The sequence below is a fragment of the Rhodococcus sp. BP-349 genome (assembly GCF_019835845.1).
GTDB lineage: Bacteria > Actinomycetota > Actinomycetes > Mycobacteriales > Mycobacteriaceae > Rhodococcoides.
On record NZ_JABUDR010000003.1, the window covers coordinates 1,068,546 to 1,090,310 of the forward strand.

19 protein-coding genes are annotated in these 21,765 nt (G+C 69.3%); 9 read left to right on the top strand and 10 right to left on the bottom strand.

The window, feature by feature from the left end; all coding sequences use genetic code 11:
• Nucleotides 1-96 precede the first annotated feature (96 nt).
• Both HQ325_RS21395 and HQ325_RS21400 read left to right on the top strand, forming a co-directional pair.
• Nucleotides 97-1,461, top strand: coding sequence for a M20/M25/M40 family metallo-hydrolase (locus HQ325_RS21395; RefSeq protein ID WP_222632316.1), 1,365 nt, complete (start codon nucleotides 97-99; stop codon nucleotides 1,459-1,461).
• A 33-nt stretch (nucleotides 1,462-1,494) separates the two neighbouring features.
• On the top strand, nucleotides 1,495-2,025 hold the full coding sequence (locus HQ325_RS21400; protein WP_222632317.1) for a YbhB/YbcL family Raf kinase inhibitor-like protein: 531 nt from the start codon (nucleotides 1,495-1,497) through the stop codon (nucleotides 2,023-2,025).
• Nucleotides 2,026-2,036: 11 nt separating this feature from the next.
• On the opposite strand, the gene HQ325_RS21405 is transcribed toward HQ325_RS21400, so the two are convergent.
• From HQ325_RS21405 to HQ325_RS21415, 3 genes are read right to left on the bottom strand one after another with little or no spacing between them, the layout of a single operon-like run.
• Nucleotides 2,037-3,122 (bottom strand): quinone-dependent dihydroorotate dehydrogenase, encoded by a 1,086-nt coding sequence (locus tag HQ325_RS21405; RefSeq protein WP_308014599.1) that lies wholly within the window; start codon nucleotides 3,120-3,122, stop codon nucleotides 2,037-2,039.
• 55 nt (nucleotides 3,123-3,177) lie between these two features.
• A complete protein-coding gene (locus HQ325_RS21410; protein ID WP_037185612.1) occupies nucleotides 3,178-3,396 on the bottom strand; it encodes a DUF5703 family protein in 219 nt (72 codons plus the stop codon).
• A 48-nt stretch (nucleotides 3,397-3,444) separates the two neighbouring features.
• Nucleotides 3,445-4,488, bottom strand: a complete 1,044-nt coding sequence (locus HQ325_RS21415) for a hypothetical protein (RefSeq protein ID WP_222632318.1) — start codon at nucleotides 4,486-4,488, stop codon at nucleotides 3,445-3,447.
• Between the two features lie 140 nt (nucleotides 4,489-4,628).
• On the opposite strand from HQ325_RS21415, the gene HQ325_RS21420 reads away from it, so the two are divergent.
• Nucleotides 4,629-4,985 (top strand): hypothetical protein, encoded by a 357-nt coding sequence (locus tag HQ325_RS21420; protein ID WP_222632319.1) that lies wholly within the window; start codon nucleotides 4,629-4,631, stop codon nucleotides 4,983-4,985.
• Nucleotides 4,986-4,988: 3 nt separating this feature from the next.
• On the opposite strand, the gene HQ325_RS21425 is transcribed toward HQ325_RS21420, so the two are convergent.
• Nucleotides 4,989-5,918 carry an aldo/keto reductase gene (locus HQ325_RS21425; protein ID WP_222632320.1) on the bottom strand — a complete coding sequence of 310 codons (930 nt, stop codon included), beginning with the start codon at nucleotides 5,916-5,918 and terminating at the stop codon, nucleotides 4,989-4,991.
• Nucleotides 5,919-6,079: 161 nt separating this feature from the next.
• Here HQ325_RS21425 and HQ325_RS21430 point away from each other — a divergent pair, with 161 nt between their 5' ends.
• From HQ325_RS21430 to HQ325_RS21455, 6 genes are all read left to right on the top strand, one after another.
• Nucleotides 6,080-6,925 carry an undecaprenyl-diphosphate phosphatase gene (locus HQ325_RS21430; RefSeq protein WP_027505333.1) on the top strand — a complete coding sequence of 282 codons (846 nt, stop codon included), beginning with the start codon at nucleotides 6,080-6,082 and terminating at the stop codon, nucleotides 6,923-6,925.
• A 46-nt stretch (nucleotides 6,926-6,971) separates the two neighbouring features.
• A complete protein-coding gene (locus tag HQ325_RS21435; protein WP_222632322.1) occupies nucleotides 6,972-7,700 on the top strand; it encodes a histidine phosphatase family protein in 729 nt (242 codons plus the stop codon).
• 65 nt (nucleotides 7,701-7,765) lie between these two features.
• Nucleotides 7,766-8,362: a DUF3090 domain-containing protein gene (locus HQ325_RS21440; RefSeq protein WP_222632324.1), complete on the top strand. Its 597-nt coding sequence runs from the start codon at nucleotides 7,766-7,768 to the stop codon at nucleotides 8,360-8,362.
• Nucleotides 8,359-9,198: an SCO1664 family protein gene (locus HQ325_RS21445; protein ID WP_373425285.1), complete on the top strand. Its 840-nt coding sequence runs from the start codon at nucleotides 8,359-8,361 to the stop codon at nucleotides 9,196-9,198. The genes HQ325_RS21440 and HQ325_RS21445 overlap by 4 nt, the downstream gene beginning before the upstream one ends.
• 47 nt (nucleotides 9,199-9,245) lie before the next feature.
• Nucleotides 9,246-10,484, top strand: coding sequence for a cysteine--1-D-myo-inosityl 2-amino-2-deoxy-alpha-D-glucopyranoside ligase (mshC, locus tag HQ325_RS21450; RefSeq protein WP_027505337.1), 1,239 nt, complete (start codon nucleotides 9,246-9,248; stop codon nucleotides 10,482-10,484).
• A 172-nt stretch (nucleotides 10,485-10,656) separates the two neighbouring features.
• Nucleotides 10,657-11,490: an endonuclease domain-containing protein gene (locus tag HQ325_RS21455; protein ID WP_261778587.1), complete on the top strand. Its 834-nt coding sequence runs from the start codon at nucleotides 10,657-10,659 to the stop codon at nucleotides 11,488-11,490.
• A gap of 78 nt (nucleotides 11,491-11,568) precedes the next feature.
• Here the strand turns inward: HQ325_RS21455 and HQ325_RS21460 are convergent, their stop codons facing one another.
• The 6 genes from HQ325_RS21460 to HQ325_RS21485 are packed head-to-tail and all read right to left on the bottom strand — an operon-like array spanning nucleotide 11,569 to nucleotide 21,691.
• Complete coding sequence (locus tag HQ325_RS21460) at nucleotides 11,569-15,711, bottom strand: TIGR02680 family protein (RefSeq protein ID WP_222632326.1); 4,143 nt, start codon at nucleotides 15,709-15,711, stop codon at nucleotides 11,569-11,571.
• On the bottom strand, nucleotides 15,708-17,039 hold the full coding sequence (locus HQ325_RS21465; protein WP_222632327.1) for a DUF2398 family protein: 1,332 nt from the start codon (nucleotides 17,037-17,039) through the stop codon (nucleotides 15,708-15,710). The genes HQ325_RS21460 and HQ325_RS21465 overlap by 4 nt, the downstream gene beginning before the upstream one ends.
• Entirely contained in the window at nucleotides 17,036-18,526 is a 1,491-nt protein-coding gene (locus HQ325_RS21470) for a TIGR02677 family protein (RefSeq protein ID WP_235578918.1), read from the bottom strand. Before HQ325_RS21470 ends, HQ325_RS21465 begins: the two co-directional genes overlap by 4 nt.
• Before the next feature lie 17 nt (nucleotides 18,527-18,543).
• Nucleotides 18,544-18,861, bottom strand: a complete 318-nt coding sequence (locus HQ325_RS21475; protein WP_056444601.1) for a Rieske 2Fe-2S domain-containing protein — start codon at nucleotides 18,859-18,861, stop codon at nucleotides 18,544-18,546.
• The gene (nirB, locus tag HQ325_RS21480) at nucleotides 18,858-21,344 is read right to left on the bottom strand and encodes a nitrite reductase large subunit NirB (protein ID WP_222632328.1); all 2,487 of its coding nucleotides are present in this window, start codon (nucleotides 21,342-21,344) and stop codon (nucleotides 18,858-18,860) included. The genes HQ325_RS21475 and nirB overlap by 4 nt, the downstream gene beginning before the upstream one ends.
• Nucleotides 21,344-21,691 (bottom strand): molybdopterin oxidoreductase, encoded by a 348-nt coding sequence (locus tag HQ325_RS21485; protein ID WP_222632329.1) that lies wholly within the window; start codon nucleotides 21,689-21,691, stop codon nucleotides 21,344-21,346. Before HQ325_RS21485 ends, nirB begins: the two co-directional genes overlap by 1 nt.
• Nucleotides 21,692-21,765: the final 74 nt, after the last annotated feature.

The following is a 21,765-nucleotide window of genomic DNA, read 5'->3' on the forward strand; positions in this document are numbered from 1 at the left end:
CTCGGTGCGGTCGCTAAATCTAGCCGATACCGCGCCCTGGACCAAAACCGCACGTCGGAGCACCTGCCGAGACGCCACGAGTGGTAGGAACGAGCTGTGTCCGCAACAGGAGAGAACGACCACCAGACCGAGAAGCAGACCGTGGCCGTGGACGAGGTCGTCGACCTCGTCTCGTCGCTGATCCGCTTCGACACCTCCAACACCGGGGAGCTCGAGACCACCGCCGGCGAGAAGGAGTGCGCCGAATGGGTGGCGCGCCAGCTCGAGGCCGTGGGATACGAGACCGAGTACGTCGAGTCGGGTGCGCCCGGCCGCGGCAACGTCTTCGCCCGACTGGCCGGCGCCGACAGCTCACGCGGCGCGTTGCTCGTGCACGGCCACCTCGACGTCGTTCCGGCCGAGCCCGCCGACTGGAGCGTGCATCCCTTCTCGGGTGCCGTCGAGGACGGTTACCTGTGGGGACGCGGCGCCGTCGACATGAAGGACATGGTCGGCATGGCCCTGGCGCTGGCCCGACAGTTCAAGTCGGCCGGCACCGTCCCGCCCCGCGACCTCGTCTTCGCGTTCCTGGCCGACGAGGAGGCCGGCGGCAGGTACGGGTCGCACTGGCTCGTCGAGCACCGGCCAGATCTGTTCGAGGGTGTCACCGAGGCTGTCGGCGAGGTCGGCGGCTTCTCACTGACGGTGTCCACCCCCGAGGGCGACGAGCGTCGCCTCTACCTCGTCGAGACCGCCGAGAAGGGCCTCGCCTGGATGCGTCTGACGGCCAAGGCCCGCGCCGGTCACGGATCGTTCCTGCACGAGGACAACGCCGTGACATACCTCGCCGAAGCTGTTGCAGCACTGGGCAACCACCAGTTCCCGCTGGTGATGACCGACTCGGTGACCGAGTTCCTCGCCGCCGTGAGCTCGGAGACCGGACTGGCCTTCGACCCCGAGTCGCCCGACATCGACGGCACCCTCGCCAAGCTCGGCAGCATCGCCCGCATCGTCGGCGCGACACTGCGCGACACGGCCAACCCGACGATGCTCTCGGCCGGGTACAAGGCCAACGTCATTCCGCAGACCGCCTCCGCCACCATCGACTGCCGCGTCCTGCCGGGACGCAAGGCCGAGTTCGAGCGCGAGGTCGACGCGCTCATCGGTCCGCACGTCGAACGGTCCTGGATCACCGACCTGGAGCCGTACGAGACCACGTTCGACGGGCACCTCGTCGACGCGATGAACGACGCGATCCTGGCGTTCGACGAGAACGGGCGCACGGTGCCGTACATGCTGTCCGGCGGCACCGATGCCAAGGCGTTCGCCAAGCTGGGCATCCGGTGCTTCGGATTCGCTCCGCTCAAGCTGCCGCCGGAACTCGACTTCGCGGCGTTGTTCCACGGCGTCGACGAACGGGTACCCGTCGAGTCGTTGATCTTCGGTACCAAGGTCTTCGAGCACTTCCTCCTGCACAGCTGACTCATCCGAACAGACCACCCCCGAGAGGACCTCATGTCACACGATCCCTACGCCGCACTTCCGTCACTACCGTCGTTCGAGCTCACGTCGGACAACGTCACCGACGGTCAGCCGCTCCACGAGGACCAGGTCAGCGGCATCATGGGCGCGGGCGGCCACGACAACTCTCCGCAGCTGTCGTGGTCGGGATTCCCGGAGGAGACCAAGAGTTTCGCCGTCACCGCCTACGATCCCGACGCGCCGACGGCGTCCGGCTTCTGGCACTGGGCCGTCGCGAACATCCCCGTCTCGACCACCACCCTGGTCACCGGCGCAGGCGACGACGGATCGACCGGACTGCCGAACGAGGCCATCACTCTGCGCAACGACGCGGGCCTGGCGCGATTCATCGGTGCCGCACCCCCGCAGGGGCACGGACCGCACCGCTACTTCGTGGCAGTGCACGCCGTCGACGTCGAGAAGCTCGACATCGATGAGAGTGCGTCACCGGCGTACCTCGGATTCAACCTCTTCAGCCACGCCCTCGCGCGTGCCGTCATCGTGGGCACGTACGAGCAGAGCTGACGAGACCTGAGTCAGCGCGGTCCGGGCCGCGGGACCGTCTCCGTGCCGACCGCGTCGGCCACCGAGGCGAATCCCGCGGCCCGGGCTCGTCGAGCCAGGCCGACGGCGACGCGGCGCGCCCAGAACGGACCGCCGTAGACGAAGCCGGTGTACCCCTGCACGAGGGTGGCACCGGCGAGGATGCGTTCCCACGCGTCGTCTGCGGTCTCGACACCGCCGACCGAGATCAGCGTCATCGAGTCCCCGACGCGTGCACGCAGTCGGCGCAGCACCTCGAGTGATCGGTCCGCGACGTACGGGCCGGAGACGCCACCCGCTCCGAGATTCGCGGCCCCGGCCGTCCTCAGCCCGTCGCGTCCGATGGTCGTGTTGGTCGCCACGATGCCGGCGGATCCCAGCTCCATGGCCAGGTCTGCCACTGCGTCGACGTCGTCGTCCGACAGGTCGGGCGCGATCTTCACCAGGACGGGCACCGTCACAACGCTCGCCACGGCGGCCAGCAGAGGCCGCAGCGATTCCACCGCCTGCAGATCCCGCAGTCCGGGGGTGTTCGGCGAACTCACGTTGACCACGACGAAGTCCGACAGCGGGCCGAGCAGCCGCGCACTCTCCGTGTAGTCGATCGCGGCGTCCGCCGCGGGAACCACCTTGGTCTTGCCGATGTTGGCGCCGACCGGGATGTCCCCGCGTCGTCCGCGCAGACGCTCGGCCACGGCCGCCGCACCCGGATTGTTGAAACCCATGCGGTTGAGCAGGCCTCGGTCGGCGGGAAGCCGGAAGAGTCGAGGCTGTGGGTTCCCGGGTTGCGCCTGCGCGGTCACGGTGCCGACCTCCGCGAAACCGAACCCCAGCGGACCCCACGCGTCGACACCCTCACCGGTCTTGTCGAAACCGGCGGCCAGGCCGACCGGGGTGGGGAACGTCACGCCGAAGGCGGTCGTCCGCAGTACCGGATCTCGGACCGAGAGCACGCGCGAGACCAGCGCACGCAGGGGCGCGAAACGAGTCACCGCGACCATCGCCGCGAATGCGAGGTGATGAATGCGTTCCGGAGGGAGCAGGAACATCGCGCGGAGCAGCAGCCGGTACGGGCTCACAGCCTGGAAACCTCTCGTCGGGGAATCTCGTCGGTGGTGCGGCGCCGCCACTCGGTCAGAGACCGGGATCGGGCACGTGGTGCGCGGTCTTGCGTCGCTTGAGAAGTACTCGCCTGCTGCCGTCGGTGTACAGCCGGACCCGGGAGAGCTCCCACCCACCGAACTCGGCGGAGATGGCCAGCCGCATCGAGGCCGTCACTCGGGTGACGTCCGGCGGCAGCTTGATGGGCACGTACTCCCAGTCGTCCGACTGGGTCTCCCAGCCGACGGGCATCGCACGGTTGTTCCGGTTCACGGATCTCGCTCTCGTCCTCGCGGGTTCTCACGCCCGGGTCGGGATCACCTGGACCCCGGCGCCACTGTTCGAGCCTACGAAAAGTTCGCCGGACTGCGAGTCCACGGCGAGCGAATCGGGCTGGCGCACTGTGGGGAACCGTGCCGACTCGACAGGAATTCCGGAAGTGATGTCGAATCCCACCACCTCGTTGAGTGCAGTCACGGTCACCCACACGGTGCCGTCGTCCTCGCACGCGACGGCGAACGGGGAACCGGCGACGGGGTAGCGCTGACGCATGATCAGATCGGGGTCGCCCGTGAAGACGAGCAGTTCGTCGTCGGTCGTGTCCGCGACCACGACGGCACCGTCGGCGCACCCGGTCATGCGGGTGGCCCCGTCGCCTGCGCGCAGCGCGGCGCCGAGACGTTCGGCGCCGACGTTCACGGACGTCACCGACGTCTGCCGAGTGTCCAGGGACACCAGATCGTCTCCCGTGCGCACGAGACCGTCGACCGACGCCTGACCGGTGACGGTGCTCTCGACCGAGCCGTCGGCTCCCGTGATCGCGACGGTTCCGGTCGGCGTCCCGACGGCGTACCCGTCGTCCCACGGCGTCACCGAGGCGGCGCCGCCGTCGACCGCGACGTCCGTCGTCGCACCGGACTGCGCGTCCACCCGGCTGATGCCCGACGACGTCGTGACCAGCAGTTCGCCGTCCCTACCGGCGGAGACGGACGTGCCGGGTGCGGAGAGTCGCACCGAGCGCGGATCCTCCTCCGAGTCGAGCGGGGTCAGCAGCAGCGTCGTACCGTCGTCGGTGAGGATCCCGGCGATCCGGTCGCGAGGCTCGATCGCGAGGCCGTCGACGGTGGCCGGACCGCCGAAGCGCGGGTCGGCCGTGACGCCCGCCGGCGTGACGGTCGTGTCGGGGGACACCGCGGCGACCTCCGGCTCACGCGTGTTCAGCTGCTCCGGATCGTCGGAGTTCGCGCATCCTGCTGTGACCGTCGTCACCAGGGCGATGCCGAGAAGGACGAAACGGGTACTGCTGCGTCGTGCCGGGTGGGCACTGGTCGGTCGGGGTGCCATGGGGGTGATTCTCCTTCAGGTCTTCTCTCATCCGATCATCTCGCCGTCCCGGCGCGAGCACAGGGGAGGGATGTGGCCGCCATGACGCGGCTGTACGTTTCGACGAGTGCCTGTCGACGAGAGGGAACGAGGGAGGGCGCATGAGCGGGCCGAGCAATGCGGAGTTCTCGATGGAGGACGTGTCGGTGGGGGCGCACGCCCACGGGTTCGGGTCCACTCCGGACGGGCGGAGTTTCGCCTTCCGGGTACGCGGCAAGTCGCTGCGCGTGGAGGTCTACCGCGCCGACCTGACGCAGGCCGTTCCCGACGATCTCGACGTCGATGCGGTCGCGGAGCGCGATGTCACGGACGTCGACCTCTCGGACGAGCGCTCGATCGTCGCCGCGGTCCGGGACGCGGTCGCCGACGTCCGTCCGCTCGACTCGCCGCAGCCGCCCGACACCACGCTCCTGCGATCGCTGCTCGGGCGGCTGGGCAACGCGATCGACCCGTCATGACGGTCAGGAACTGACGTCGTCCAGCGCCGAGGTGATGGCCGAGGGGAGCGCGACCTCCTCGGCGGCCAGCACGCCCGTCAGCTGACCGATGTCTCGCGTTCCGACCACGACGGACGCGACACCGGGGCGATCTCGAGCCCACGCCAGAGCCACCGCGAGCGGCGACGTGCCCAGACCGTCGGCCGCCGTGATGACGGCCTCGACCACCTTCCCGCCGTCCTCACCGAGGAAGGGTGCGAGCGCGTGGCGTCGGTGATCGTCCGCGCCGCGTGAATCCGCGGGCACACCGTCCCGGTACTTGCCCGTGAGCACGCCGCTCGCCAGAGCCGACACCGCGAGAATGCCCACGCCGTGGTGGTCGGCCGCAGGGAACAGCTCGTCCTCGGCGCCGCGCGCGAGCAGGGAGTACTCCGCCTGCGCCGCGGTGATGTCGACGGCCGCCGACACGGTGGCCAGCTGCCACGCCGTGAAGCCGCGAACACCCGCGTAGCGGACCCGCCCGGACGAGACCGCGTGCTCCAGAGTCGCCGCCACCTCACCGAGAGGGGTCTGCGGATCCCACGCGCCGACGCTCCAGAGATCGAGGTGATCGGTGCCGAGCTCGCGCAGTGTCCTGTCCAGGTCTGCGAGGAGCGCGCGCCGCGAGCAGTCGACGGTCCAGTGCCCCGAGGTGTCCGGACGCGAGACGCCGGAATCGATGCTGAGCACCAGGTCACCGCGCGGAACCACGTCGTCGACGATCTCGGCCAACACCCGCACCGCGCGTCCGTCTCCATAGGAGGCGGACGCGTCGACGAGGGTCCCGCCCGCGTCGACGAACGCCGTCACCTGTGCCGCGGCGTCGTCACCGTCGACTCCGCGTCCCCATTCACCCGTTCCGAGCCCCAGGCGTGACACCCGCAGCCCGCTGCTCCCGACCGTTCTGTGCTTCATGAAGGCAGTGCATCCGTTTCGCCGTGTTCCGTCCGTGTCCCGTCCTGCCGACACGGTGGTCGAGGCACGACCCTAGTACGGTCGTGCCTCGTGACTTCGACAGGAAACCTCGTCGGTGGCGTCTGCGCGCCGCGGAATCGGACGGCAGGAGAACAGCGATGATCGCGGAATCGATGTCCTGGGTGCAGGCCCTCGTGCTCGGCGCCGTGCAGGGGTTGACCGAGTTCCTCCCCATCTCCTCCTCGGCACACCTGCGCATCGTCTCCGAGGTCTTCTTCGGTGACGACGCCGGCGCGTCGTTCACCGCGGTGACGCAGCTCGGTACCGAGGCCGCGGTCCTGCTCTACTTCGCCCGCGACATCGGGCGCATCGTCGCGGCGTGGTTCCGCGGCATCGCCGACAAGTCCCAGCGCGACACGCTGGACTACCGCATGGGGTGGTACGTCATCTTCGCCACCATCCCGATCGGCGTGCTCGGCTTCGTCTTCAAGGACGCGATCCGGACGGGCGCGCGCAACCTGTGGATCATCGCGACGCTGCTCATCGTGTTCGCCGTGGTCATCGCCGTCGCGGAGAAGGTCGGCCGACAGACGCGACCGATCGAGAAGCTCACCACCCGCGACGGCCTCGTCATGGGCGCCGCGCAGTGTCTCGCGCTCATCCCGGGCGTGTCCCGATCCGGCGCCACCACGAGTGCCGGTCTGTTCATGGGCCTGACGCGTGCCGCCGCGGTCCGCTTCTCGTTCCTGCTCGCGATCCCGGCCGTCACCGCGTCCGGACTCTTCTCCTTGCCGGATGCCTTCGAACCGGCGGGCGAAGGTCTGCAGGCATCGGGATCGCAGCTCGTCGTGGCGACGCTCGTGGCCTTCGTACTGGGGTACGCCTCCATCGCCTGGCTGCTGCGCTTCGTCGAGAACCACTCGCTGTACTGGTTCGTCGGGTACCGCATCGTCGTCGGGGTCGCGGTTCTCGGCCTCCTCGCCACCGGCGTCGTCGCAGCGAACTGACGCCACCGCGACGGGGACGGTGCCGGCGCCTCACTAGGCTGAGGTCATGACGGTCATACTTCTGCGCCACGGACGCTCGACGTCCAACACGGCCGGCACGCTCGCGGGCAGGTCGGACGGCGTGGAACTCGACGATCTCGGTCGGGAGCAGGCGGAGCGTGTCGTCGCCCGTCTCGAGGTGCTTCCGCTCGCGGCGATCGTGCGATCACCGTTGCTCCGGTGCGAACAGACGGTCGCGCCCCTCGCTGCGGCGCGCGCGCTCGACCCCGTCGTGGAGGATCGGTTGCTCGAGGTCGACTACGGCGAGTGGACCGGCAAGCCGATCAAGGATCTCGTGGGGGAGCCGCTGTGGAAGGTGGTGCAGCAGCACCCGTCCGCTGCCGTCTTCCCCGGGGGTGAAGGCCTCGCCGACGTGCAGATCAGGGCGGTGCGCGCGATCCGCGAGATCGACGCGCGGCTCGCCGCCGAGCACGGCTCCGACGTGCTGTGGGTGGCCTGCTCGCACGGCGACGTCATCAAGTCCGTCCTGGCCGATGCTCTGGGGTCGCACCTGGACCAGTTCCAGCGCATCGTGGTGGACCCGGCGTCGATCAGTGTCGTCCGGTACACCGAGACGCGGCCGTTCGTCCATCGTCTCGGCGATCTCGGTGGGGATCTGACGCAGTTCGTTCCGACGCCGCCCGCCGAGACGGACACCACTGCCGAGGCCCCGTCCGACCAGGCTCCGACCGCGTCGGAATCGGACGCCGTCCCCGGTGGTTCCACCGGACAGTGACAACACGCGGATAATGAGAGTCACAGCCGCGGCAGTTCGGCGGCGCGATCTTTGGAGGTGCAGATATGCCACGCGCGATTCACGTCTTTCGCACCCCCGACCGGTTCGTCGCCGGAACGGTGGGTGAGCCCGGCGATCGATCCTTCTACCTCCAGGCAGTGCACGACGCCCGAGTGGTGTCGGTAGCGCTCGAGAAGCAGCAGGTTCAGGTCCTGGCCGACCGTGTCGGGCTCCTGCTCGACGAGGTGGCGAGGCGCTTCGGTACCGAGGTGCCACCCGAGGAAGCCGATCCGAGCGACGTCGACCCACTGGTGATGCCCGTGGACGCCGAGTTCCGGGTCGGGACCATGGGTCTGGGCTGGGACGCCGACGCCGGCGCGGTCGTGGTGGAGCTGCTCGCCATCACCGAGACCGAGATCGACGAGTCGGTGGTGCTCGACGACACGGACGAGGGTCCGGACGCCGTGCGGGTGTTCCTGAGTCCGGAGCAGGCCCGTGAGTTCGCCGCGCGCAGCGAGCGCGTCATCGCGGCCGGTCGGCCCCCGTGCCCGCTCTGCGGTGAGCCCCTCGCGCCCGGTGGTCACATGTGCGTGCGGACCAACGGGTACCGGCGCGGCACCGTGCTGGGAAGCGACACCACCGAGTTCGGGGACGAGTCCTGACCTCCGCCGGCGACGCCACCGCGCCCTGGACCGATGACGACACGGACCTGCTCGCGCACGGCGAGATGACCATCGTCGGTCGCGTGGTGCAGGCGTCCAACGCGACGCTCGTGTGCGAGATCGAGCGTGAGGATCCGGCGCCGGCACTGCGTTGTGTCTACAAGCCGGTGCGCGGGGAACAGCCGTTGTGGGACTTCCCCGACGGCACGCTGGCGGGCCGCGAGATCTCGTCCTACCTGATCTCCGACGCACTGGGCTGGGGCGTCGTGCCCACGACCGTGCTACGGGACGGCCCGCTCGGCGTCGGCATGGTGCAGCGGTGGATCGACACCGTCGAGCGCCTCCCCGAGAAGGGCGAGGGCTACGACATGGTGGACCTCTGCCGCCCCGACCTCGTGCCCTCGTCCTACATCCCCGTGCTCCGGGCCTACGACGATGCCGGCGACGAGGTGGCACTGGTGCACGCGGACGATCCGCGGCTGCACCGGATGGCCGTCCTCGACGTCGTCATCAACAACGCCGACCGCAAGGGCGGACACGTGCTCGAGGCACTCGACGGCTCCGTGTACGGCGTGGACCACGGCATCGCCCTGCACCGGCAGAACAAGCTGCGGACCGTGCTGTGGGGGTGGGCCGGTCGACCCGTCGACGCCGCTCTGGTGGCCGACCTGGTCGACTTCTCCCGCGACCTGCGCGGTGCCTTCGGGGACACCCTCGCGCCGCACATCACCGACGAGGAGATCGAGGCGCTGGCCGGTCGCGTGTCGCGGTTGCTCGCGGAACCGGTCATGCCGGCGCCCGACTCCAGCAGGCCCATTCCCTGGCCCGCGTTCTAGACCGGGCACGCGGCGGCGGCTCCGGCCCGACCGGATAGTCTTCACCCATGCAGTCGTGGCCCGAAGTGGACGTTCCCAGCGTGCCGGGCGAGGGCCCGCCGCTCCGTTTGTACGACACGGCCGATCGCGCCGTGCGTCCCGTCGCGCCCGGTTCGACCGCCACCATGTACGTCTGCGGCATCACCCCGTACGACGCGACGCACCTGGGCCATGCCGCCACCTACCTGACGTTCGACCTCGTCAACCGGGTCTGGCGCGACGCCGGCCACGACGTGCACTACGTCCAGAACGTCACCGACGTCGACGACCCGCTCTTCGAGCGCGCGGCGCGCGACGGCGACGACTGGGTGTCGCTCGGACAGCGCGAGACCGACCTCTTCCGGTCGGACATGACCGCGCTCCGCGTCATCCCGCCGCGCGACTACATCGGCGCGGTCGAGTCCGTGACCGAGGTCGTGGAGCTCGTCGAGAAGCTCGTCGCCTCGGGCGCTGCCTACGTGGTGGACGACGCCGAGTACCCCGACGTGTACTTCCGCGCGGACGCCACCGAGCAGTTCGGCTACGAGTCCGGGTACGACCGGGCGACGATGGACACCTTCTTCGCCGAGCGCGGCGGAGATCCCGACCGGCCCGGCAAGCGCGACCCTCTCGACGCCCTCGTCTGGAAGGCCGAGCGCCCGGGCGAACCGTCCTGGCCCTCGCCGTTCGGCCCGGGACGCCCCGGCTGGCACATCGAGTGCGCGGCGATCGCGTTGAACCGCATCGGATCCGGCTTCGACGTGCAGGGCGGCGGCAGCGACCTCATCTTCCCGCACCACGAGTTCTCCGCCGCCCACGCCGAATCTCTCACCGGTGCAGACCGTTTCGCGCGGCACTACGTGCACACCGGCATGATCGGCCTCGACGGCGAGAAGATGTCGAAGTCGCTGGGCAACCTCGTCCTGGTCTCGAAGCTCACCGCTGCGGGTGTCGATCCCGGTGCCATCCGCCTCGGTCTCCTCGCCGGCCACTACCGGCAGGACCGCACCTGGACCGACGAGATCCTCGCCGCTGCACAGGACCGACTCGCGTTGTGGCGCAAGGCCGTCGCACTCGAGTCGGCACAGTCCGCCGAGGACACCGTCGCCCGCGTGCGCCAGCACCTGGCCGACGATCTCGACTCCGCCAAGGCACTCGACGCGATCGATGCGTGGGCACACGACGCCGTGACGCTCGGCGGCTCCGACCCCGCAGCGCCGGGGTTGGTGTCGCTGGCGGTGGACGCGCTGCTGGGTGTGAAGCTCTAGCTCGCCGGGAGTGGTGTTCCACTCATGCGTCATGGACGCGGTTCTCCGCGCTGTGACCGATCGAGTGGAACACCACGCCCACGTCGTCCACAGGGCCGCACGATCCACAGCTTCTCTATCGGCCCTGGTCGTCTGAGCTGACGGTCGCGCACACTCGTCCACGATCTCGAGCATGACCACGCATGGAATGACGAGGCGTCGCCGATTACTGGCGGCAGGAATCTCGAGCAGCAGCATCTCGCGGGACTACCACCGCGTGTTGCCCCAGATCTATTCCCTCGTCGAACCGACTTGGATCGGACGGTGCGCTGCCGTCTCGTTGTGGCGACCGGATTCCGTCCTCAGTCATAGAACGGCAGCCAGGCTGCACGGGTGGATCGACGAGCCGCTCATCGTCGAGGCCACTGTCCCGCGGATGAGGAAATGCCGGACTCCGACGTGGCTCATTGTCCATCGACGCGATCTGGCGGACGATGTCGTCACACGGGTCGACGACCTCCCCGTCGTCACCGAGGAGCAGGCACTACTCGACTGCGTCGCGATCATGGAACCTCGTGCCGCGGGTCGACTCGTCGATCATCGGCTGGCCGCGGGCATGACACGGGATTCCGTTCGGCGACTCGTCGCGTCGGCACCGGGGCGCTCGGGGAACGCTCGCCTGACCGAGCAACTCAGATCTGCCTCGACGAGGTTCGCATCCGAGCCCGAACGGGTTCTGGACCGTGCCCTCATCGCCGTCGGGCTGCGCCTGAAGGTCAACGCGCGGGTAGGGGCGTTCATCGTCGACTTCTACGACGAGGCGTCGCGGGTGATCATCGAGGTGGACGGCCGGGAGTTCCACATCGACGGGGATGTCTTCCGACGAGATCGCGTGCGCCAGAACATGCTGGTCCTGGCAGAATTCCGTGTGCTCCGCTACGCGGCATTCGATGTGCTGCGTGATCCGGACAGCATCGCTCGACAGATCGCCCACGAGGTCAGAAGGCGTCGGCACGCTCGTCGCTGAGGGAGTCCCGTACCACTGCCGGCCTGAGCGGGCGGGTTCCCGCCGAGAACACCCGATAGTGGAACACCACACCCACCATCACACCTCGGCGAAGTCCAGCCCACCCTCCGCGGGGAGGTCGACGCGGCGGCTCAACGGCGAGCCCAGTGCCGCCGCCAGGTCGGACCCGTCGTGCTCCGCGAGCAACTCCCCGTTCTCCCACACGAGAAGCGCTGCGCTGACGGTGTTCTCGACCGTCGAGTGCGCGAGGTCGTAGTGGGCGCACCCGGGCACGTCGCGGTACGTGATCCAGAGGTCGTAGCCGGTCATGAACAAGTCCAGGTCGAACTGCACACTGAGGCCGAGGAGCTCGCTGCGGCCGTTGTCGTCGACACCCGCGAACGCCTCGTCCAGTGCGAGCAAGCGCGGTGAGTGCGGGTCCGCGGACGACAGCATCACGTGCGCCGCCGCGAAGAGCGGGAGGTGCAGCGACACCGACTGCTCGCCGCCCGAGAGCGCACTGTGGCGTGCGACGGTGAGCCTGTCCTCGGAGCCGTCACCGGAGATGAGCGTGAACGCGAAGACGCGCCACTGCCGGTAGTCCAGTGCGGCACTCAGGATCTCGGGGTACGAGCGCTCGGGATGCTGCGCTCGCGCCGTCCGGATCTGCGCTGCGAAGTGCACTCGCATCTCGGCCAGTTCCTCGGGCCCGAGTGCGGAGGCGTCCCGTTCGAGCAGCTTCGACACGGCACGGGTGCTGTCGTCGAGGTTGTCCGCGAGCACCCAGTGCACGCCGATGGTGTTGCCCGACGACATGCGGCGCTGCTTCATCTCCGATCCCATGCGGGCGATCAGTTCGCGGGCGTCGACCGTGCGCTCGTGGATCTGCTGCGCCAGGCCGGTGAGCAGAGCGTCCTCGAGGATCCTGCGCTCGGCATCGGTGAGCAGCGTCTCCTGGTCGCGTCGTGCCGCGTCGATGCGATCCGCGAAGTCCGCGATGGTGGAGTGGCCCTGCTCGTCCTGCACCCGCACCACGGTGACCCCGTCGGCCGCGTCCCAACTGAGCCGGAAATCCTGACCCGACGCGGCCAGCTGAGCGTCGAACTCCTGCAACGCCGCCGTCAGTGCGCTGCGTGTGGAACGGCGGCTCGCATCGCTGACCTTGACCTGCGTCGTTGCCTCGGTGAGCTCGGTGTGCAGTCGGTGCACTTCCGGGGGCAGCACGTCCGGGGCCTCGTCGGGCCCGGCAGCCGTGTCGGTTCGGTAGAGCAGTTGCTCGACCGTCGACCAGGCCGCGTCGCTCGCCGGCCAGGAGCAGTCGCGCGCCGCACCGAGCACAGCAAGCAGATCGCGGTGCGCGTACGGAGCCAGTCGCGCGGCGTCGCTGAGCGCTTCGGTCAACGCGGTCGTCAGTCCGGCGACGGCCGTCTCGTGCGCACCCTCCGCCTTGCCGATGGCCTCGCCCGATTCACGGTCCGCCTTCGTGGCGGCGCGCTGCTCGGTCTTGCACGCCTCGATGCGCATCCTGATCGCGTCGAGTTCGGCGTCGATCTTCTCGGCGCTCGCACCGAGCGAGTCCCGCAGCATCTCCAACTTGGCATGCTGCTGCTCGTAGTCGGATTCGGCGATGGCCGCTTCCTCCGCGTACTCCTCGGCCAGAATCATGGCCTCGTCGAGGCGCCCGGCAGCTTCCCGGTCGCGCTCGGCGGACCGGTCCGCGTCGCCGCGGTGGCGCAGGATGGCGGAACCGGTGTTCTCGAAGTGGCGGATCGCCGCCGCGAGCGCGTCGAGGTCTCGCGGCGTGAACGGGGCCCGCCGCGCGACGGCGTCCGTCCGCAGACGTCGTTCAGCGGCAGACAGTTCGGCGATCGCGTGGTCCAGTTCTCGGTCGGCGGACGCGACCGACTCGGTCGTCGATCGGAGAGCGCCGGCGGCCGACGTGACCGCCCGGAGCGCCGCGGTGACCTCCGACGTACGAGGAACCGTCGAGACGGCGGCGCGGATCGAGTCGAGACGTTCTCGACACTGCTCGGCGACTCGAACGGCCTCGTCGCGCCGCGCGGTGGCCACCTCGAGGGCCTCGTCGATCTCCGCGATGCGGGACGTGCGCCGTGCAGCCCGAGCCGTCGCGCCGATGTACTCGGCGGCGTCCTTGTGATGCGCGCCGCGCACGAGACCGTGCGCGAAGCTCCCGTCCCGACCGACCCCCGCAGAACTGCCCACGTCGTCCAGAGCGATCGAGTCGAGGATCGCCCGCACGGTGCTGTGCTGCACGGGGATGTCGTCTTCGACGACGAGGACGTCGGCCAGCGATCGCCCGGTCACCGGTGCGCCGGCGGTCAGGTACTGATCCGAGACGAGCCCCGTCGGAGCCGTGTCGGCGACCCACGCGTCCAGCAGGGTGGCCGCGTCGAGCGCGGCCTCGAGGGCTGCGGCATCGTCGGCGCTGACGTCGTCGGCGAAGCGGACGAGTGTCCAGAACGGTGCGCCGTCGAGACCCGCACGGTCGCCGGTACGGGTGCGCAGCGCCGGGGGAGCGTCGTCGTGCTCGGCGGCGACCGACGCGCGCTCGGCCGTCGACTCGGTGATGGTGCGCGCCGCGTCGTCCCGGTCCTGCAGTGCAGCACTCCGTCGGTCCCGCACCGTGTCGAGCAGCTCGCGAACTCCGTCGCCGAGTACCTCGCCGAGTGTGGGTGCGTCGTCCTCGCCGATGCGTGCGAGCGCGGTGTGCAACGACTCGAGGATCTTGCCGTCGTCCAGCACCGAGGCGTGCGTGGCCCACCACGCGCGCAGCGCTTCCGCCGTCGCGGCACGGGACGACTCGACGGCGGCCTCGGCCTCGCGGACGGAGGCCACCGCGGCGTCGTGCAGTGTGTGGGCGCGGTCGGCGGCCCGTTCGGTACGGGCACGCTCGGTGGTGGCACGGTCGACGACGGACAGCGCGGCACGTACGGCCCGGACGTCCCCGTCCCGCTCCTCGGCATGACCGCGTACCGCTGCCGTGATCTGGTCTGTACGGGCGTCGCGGGGGAGTGGCGTCCAGGCGATGCCGGCGTCCTCGGCGGCCGCGAGGAGCTCGTCCTCGGCGCGGACGATCGACGCGGTCGACTCCCGCAGCGCCACTGCGGCCTCGTCTGCCTCTCGTCGCCGGACGTCGACGGCCTCCGTCGCCTTGCGAGCCTTGTCGCGCTGCTGCGCGGTGGACACCTCGAGCTTGCGGACCGCATCCGCGAGATCGTCGAGCTGCTGCTTGCCCTCGTAGGCGGTGGAACGTTGCAGGGTCTGCTGGTCGGCGACGGCGAGATCGAGTGCGCGCTCGGCTGCCTCGTACCTCTTCTCCGCCTCGACGCGCTCGACCCGTCGTCGTTCACGCAAGCCCTTGGCGGCGAAGAGGGCGACGGTGGCGTGGTCGACGGCCTCCAGACGTCGACCGACCTGATCGACGTCGGTGCGCGCCTGGACGGCGAGGTACTTCGAGTAGACCTCGACGAACCTCTTCGACGCGTGGTCGGCCTGCACCAGTCCCTCGAGGGCGCGGCCCACCTCCTCCATGTCGCTGAAGGAGCGCGCCGCCTCGAGGACGAGGTGCTCGTCGAGGGGGCGCAGTCCGTCGGACAGCGCACGGGACAAGCCCTTCGGGTCGAGGTTCTTCGCCAACTGCGGGCGTCGCAGCGTGAGAATCAGGGTGATGAGCTGGTCGTACCGCTCGGCGCCGAGACCGAACAGTCGCGCGTCGATGGCGGCGCGGTAGTCCACCGGCCGATCGACGATGGCGTCGGTCCCGATCTGCTCGGCCAGTTGCTTCTTCGTCAGCGGCCTGTCGTCGGTGCCCAGCAGCGAGAAGTCGACGCCCACGCGGCCGTCGGCGACGAAGTACCAGCGCGTCACCTTGTCCGCCGACCGTGTCGCACGCATGCCGATGCCGACGGTCACCGCTTCGGGCTCGTCCCGATCGCCACGTGCGAACTCCATCCACACGTACGAGTGCGCCGAATCCTGGCCGCGGTAGAGCAGATTGGACTTCATGGTGCGTTCCTCACCCGCGAACGGATTGAGGCGACGCGGCTCGATCCGGCCGTCGAACACGAACGGGAACAGCACCTCTAGTGCCTTGGTCTTGCCGGATCCGTTGGGGCCACGCAATACCAGCCGACCGTCGGCGAACGAGAACTCCTGATCGCGGTAGTCCCAGAGATTGATGATGCCGGCGCGCGTGGGCCGGAATCGGGTGCTGCGCGTCACGGGGTGTGCTCCTCGAGGGTGCTCGTGTGATCGGTGGGAAAGAGGCCGTTGGACGCCTGTTCTCGGACGGTGACGACCACTCCCCGATAGCGCGCCAGGGCCGGCAACGCGACGATGCCCCCGCGTACCGGTGCCGCCAGAGTGAGGTTCGTCAGGAGTGCGACAGCGGCCGCGCGAACCCCGGCACGGTCCGCCTGCCACTGAGCGGCGAAGGTGCGGCCGTAGGCGTCGACGAGGGCGCCGACGGTCTCGTCGAGCCAGGAGTCCGCGACGAACGGGTGCCGGATCGTCTCGTCCGACGCCTCCACCGTGTCCGGGGCGACCGAGTCGTCGACCAGGTCGTCCACGACGCCGCCGTCCGGGATCGCGCTGTCGAGGGCCGCGAGCAGCGCGTCGGTAGGATCGATGTCCGCCTCGAGCGTGGTCCGATCGTCGGCATCGGGATCGAGTACCCGCTCCGCGATCTCACCGGCGAGGAGAAGGGCGACCTGCGCGACCGTGCCGGTGGACGGAAACCTGATGTCCGACAAGCGTCCCGACGTGTCGATGAGCGCGATGCCCTCCGCCCGGCGTTCGACGGACAGTCCGGTCAGCAGCCGGACATCCTCGACGGACCGGTCGTCCGGCACCGAGTCGGGGCCGTGGACCACGGGCTGCTCGACGAGCGCACGGCGGGCACGGCGAGCGCGATCGGCCGGGTCGTCCGTGGTGCTGTGCAGCAGGTGTGCCGTGCTGCGCAGATGCTGGAGCGCGCGCGGTGGACGAAACAGGGCCACGACGACGGATCGGTCGATGTCGTACAAGGCCTCTCCCGCGTCGGGGTTGTGCGCCCACCCGCCGGCATCGCCGTCGGCCAGGGTGATCGCACCGCGAACGGACAACCAGCCGACGGCGTCGACGAAGGCGTCCCGGTCGGTCGCGCGTTCGGTGTCGAGGTCGACCCCGACCACCCGTCCGGCGTCGGAGGCGACCTGAACCGCCAACTCGGACAACGTGATCTGGTCACCCGCGCGACCGAGTGCCGCCAGGGTGAGCGCCAGGAATGCGTAGCGGCGACGGTCGAAGACGCGGTCGGAGGTCGTGCGGGCCGGTCGACTCGCGTCCAACCGGTCGAGTACGGGGTAGAGCCGGGCCGTGGTCTCCGTGACCTCGAGTCGGTATCCGAAGAGATCGAGCATGTCCTCGCGCAGTTCCGTGGCCCATCGGCGAACCAGGGGCAGGGCGATGCGGTCCGGGTAGGTGCGGGTGATCAGGTGGTGGGACAACACGACTCGGGCGGCGCGCTGGTAGGAGTCGAGTGCCAGGCTCGGAATGGTGCGTGCTCTCATCGCCGCGCGCCGATGGTGAGTGACAGCCGTTCGAGGTGCAGCAGACCGCGTTCGGTGCGCACCACGGTGGACTGCTCGTGCGGTGCCAGTGTCAGGGTGACGCCACCCTCGGATCCGGTCGAGCTGCCCACGCGGCCGCTGACCGGGACGCGTGCGGTGAGGGCGGCGTTGAGCAGCCCGAGCAGCACGTCGGTCTCCTCGTTGGTCAGATCCCGTTCGTACACACCGTGTTCGGCGAGTGATCGCGCGGCCTGAGCGCGGCGACGCTGCACGCTCAGCTGTTCCTCGCGCAGACGCCGGACACCGGCGTCGTTGCGGTGCACCCTGGCAGGAGCACCGGCGGCGGGGGGCCGACCGGTCTCGGCGAGCGTGCGCGAGATCTCGACGGGCGGAGCGTCCCACCACGATCGCGTGGTGGGAATGATGTCGTCGTCGGGGTGGACCATCGACAGGTGACGAGGCCGGCCGAGGCCGAACACGGCACCGAACAGGGCGTGGGCGGACTCCTCGGAGGGAGCGGACGCGAACCACCCGGCCAGATGTCGCAGCTGGGACTCGCGACTGACTCCGCCCCTGCGGGTCTCGGTGACGCGGCGCAGCAGCGACAGCACGGCGGCGATGGCGCTCATGGTGCCCTCCCGCAGACGATCCGACTCGGTGAGCTCGCCGTCGGTGGAGGTGAACCAGTGCACGAGACCGGTCCACCGGCCCGCCCAGTCGGCGCGGCGCTCCTCGCGGCTGAGGAAGACGCGTTCGTCACTGGCTGCCACCCGGTCGAGCAGCGAGTCGAGTCCGGTGGCGTCCACCCGTTCGATGGCGGCGGTGAGCTTGGGGCCGAACCGGGCGAGGTCGAGGGAGAACTCCCGCATGTGGGAGAGCAATGCGTCCTTGTGTGCCAGGAACGACTCGGGTGTGACGTCCGTGGTGCGGACGAGGTCGCCCAGCGACAAGTAGAAGTGCGCGGCGCGGGTGGCCATGTCGTTGAGAGCGGTATCGAGCCGATCGAGTTTGCGGTACACCAGGTCGGCGTCCCCGGCGAGGTTCGCCGCCGCGAGATCCTCCAGGTCGGCGAGCAGCTCGGGCAACACCAGACGCGAGAGCGAGGCGTCCTCGGGGCGGGCGGCCAGGACGTCCTCGACGGCGCGGTAGGCCTGGTAGCCGACCTGACCGAACTGGTAGACGTAGTGGCGATTGCGGTACTCGGCGAGCGTGGCCGCGCGGGTGCCGTCGTAGCTGCGTTCGAGGACGCCCCACGTGTGCAACTGTTCGAGCAGCGGGCCGATCTCGACGCCGGTCAGAGTGTCGCCGCCGTCGGTGCGGGCCAGGATCTCGGCCACCTCGCCGGCGTGCAGCAGAACGACATAGCCGGTGCGGGCATGTTCGAAAGCGCGCAGAACCCGCAGGTAGTCGGCCCGTTTCTCGGCTGTCGCGAACGAGAAGAGCCGGAGCCTGTCGTCCACCACGAAGGAGTCGGCGGATTCGGTCACTGCAACAGGGTAGGCGGTCAGGACAGTCGGACGGCCACCTGCCCGTCGACGACGTCGGCACGGTGGGTCGCGACCGTTCCGATGCCGTCGGTGGTGCACCGGCCGGTGTCCAGTGAGAACTGGTACTGGTGCAGGGGACACACGACGACGGCCCCGTCGATCTGCCCGTCCGCCAGCGGCCCGCCGCGATGGGGGCACACCGCGTCCATGGCGCGGACCGTCCCGTCGGTCAGGAGGAAGACGGCGATCTGTCGCCCGTCGACCACATAGGTCCGGCCCTCGCCGGGAGTGAGATCGTCGACGGTTCCCACCACGGTCGCCTGTGCCGTCGTCATCGAACCGGCACCTGAGGCAGCGGGAGAAGCGGGAGGGAGGGCGCGAACTGTGCCGGTGACCGCGGCGCCGCGCGTTCCTTCCACGGATCGGTGTAGCCGTCGATGGATATCTGGATGCGCTCGTCGAGTCCTGCACAGAGACCCTCGGCGTCGTCGACGAGCAGTCGCTGCAACGTTTCGAGGCCGACCCGCGGGACGAAGGCGTAGGTCCGCTCGAGCCACTTCGCCTCCTCGCGGTAGTACTGGATGAACCGGCCCGCGAGGGTGAGGACCTCCTCGGGGGAGTCGACGGTCGCGAGGACATCGCCCTTGCGGATGTGTGCGCCGGCCGCGCCGCCGATGTAGATCTCCCAGCGGCCGTCGCCGACGGCCACCACACCGAAGTCCTTGCAGAGCGCCTCGGAGCAGTTGCGGGGGCATCCGGCCACGGCCAGCTTGAGCTTCGCGGGTGTTTCGAGACCCTGGAACCGTTCCTCGATCGCGATGCCGAGTGCGGTGGAGTCACCGAGTCCGAAACGGCAGAAATCGCTACCGACACAGGTCTTCACGGTGCGCATGCTCTTGCCGTACGCGTACCCGGACGGCATGTCGAGATCGCCCCACACCTTCGGCAGGTCCTCCTTCTTGATTCCGAGCAGGTCGATGCGCTGTCCACCGGTGACCTTGACCAGCGGGACCCCGTACTTGTCGGCTACATCGGCGATGCGCCGCAACTGGTCCGGGGTGGTCACGCCGCCCTTCATCTGCGGAACGACGGAGAAGGTGCCGTCTCGCTGGATGTTGGCGTGCACGCGGTCGTTGATGAACAGCGCGCCTCGCTCGTCGACCCAGTCGGGTCCCCAGACCACGCGCAGCAGCGAGGCCAGCGGCATCTTCGCGGTCGCGTCCTCGGCGTCGGCCAACGCATCGAAGACTGCGGAGACTGACCGGAGGTTCTGCGAGCGGACGGCCTCGATCAGCTCGGGCTTGGACATCGGGATACAGGGGACATACCAGTCCGCCGCGGGATCGACCGCGAGCGCTCCACCGGCGGCGCAGGCGACGATGTCGGCGACCAAGCCCTTGCAGGATCCGCATCCCTTGCCCGCACGGGTCTTTCCCACGACCTCGGAGACGGTGGTGGCCCCGCCTTGCACGCAGGCGACGATGTCGCCCTTCGTGACCCCGTTGCAGTTACACACCTGGACATCGTCGGACAGTTCGGCGGCGCCGGTCTCCGTGCTCGGCGTACCCATGTCGAACAGCATGCTGATGCGCTCGTCGGGAAGCGGTACCTTCTCGTCGAACGCCTGAGTCAGGAAGCTCACCTTGCTGATGTCGCCCAGCAGCATCGCGCCGATCAGCTTGTTGTCGCGCACGACCACCGACTTGTAGGTGCCGCTGCGGGGTTCGTAGAACTGCACGAACTCGTCGGTGTCCCGCTCGGGACCCTTGACGCCCATGGCCGCAACGTCGACGCCCGCGACCTTCAGCTTCGTCGTCAGCCTCGAACCATGATATGCCGCAGCCGGATTCGCGCCGGTCAGCACGTCGGCCAGGACCGACGCCTGCTCCCACAGCGGGGCCACGAGGCCGTACACCTCACCGCGGTGCTGACAGCATTCCCCGACAGCGTGGATCGCTCCCTCGTCCTCGCACCGCATCTGATCGTCGACGACGATGCCGCGCTCGATCACCAGTCCGGCCCGCCGCGCGAGGTCGACGTTGGGGCGGATGCCGGCCGTCACGACGATCATGTCCGCGGGCAGGGTGGGGCCGTCGTTGAACGCGACCCCGGTGACGGCACCGCTCTCGTCCCGCAACACAGCCGTGGTGCGCTTGGACGTGTACACGCCGACGCCGAGATCCTCGATCTTGTTGCGCAGCACGCGTCCACCACGTTCGTCGAGCTGCTGGTTCATCAGGTGACCGGGGGAGTGCACGACGTCCACGTCGATGCCCTGCGTGCGCAGACCGTAGGCGGCTTCGAGGCCCAGCAGGCCGCCACCGATGACGACGGCGCGGATGCCGTCGCGGGAGGACGCCATCTGCAGCATGCCGTTGGTGTCCTCGATCGTCCGGAAACCGAAGACGCCGCGCGCCAGTCTGCCGTCGGCCTCACGCAGTCCGTCCATGTTGGGAAAGAACGTCGTGCTCCCGGTCGCGATGATCACGGTGTCGTAGGGGACGACGCGTCCGCTCTCGCACGTCACGTTCTTGGCGAAGCGGTCCAACGCCACCGCCCGGTCTCCGACGTGGAGGGTGACGCCGTTCTCCCGGTACCAGGCCATGGGGTTGAGCATCAGATCGTCGTCGTCGATGGACGACTCGCCCGAGAGCACGTGCGAGAGCATGATGCGGTTGTAGTTGCCGTACGGCTCGTCGCCGATCATCGTGACGTCGAACTTCTCACGGTCGCGGCCGAGGATCTCCTCGACGGTGCGAGCCCCCGCCATTCCGTTGCCGACGACGAGCAGCCGGTGCCGTTCCGCTGCAGGCGACATCAGAAGATCATCATCCCGAAGTCGACGACGACCTCGCCGCTGCAACCGTCGGGCGCTGCGATGGTGAGCTCGAGAACCGAGTCGGGATCGACGTCCTCGACGACGCGCAGGGGAACGTTGACGCTCGCCTTCGCGCCCATCGGGAACACACGCATCGACTCTCCGTCGCGCGTGAGCGTGACGACGACCAGTTCGTCGGAGGAGTTACCGCCGCGGAAGTAGAGCGGCTGCGCGGTCAGGCCCGACGGAACGGTGTACGCCGTGGCGGCGTCGAGAAGCTCGGACTTGCCCAGGCCGTGCCCGACGAAGGGAAAGACGCCTTGGATGAACTTCGGAGTGCTGGCCATGGGACGACTGTCCGTGCACGCGGTGACGGCACTGCTGCGCCTGTGTTACGGCGGCGTCATCATTCACTCTCGAG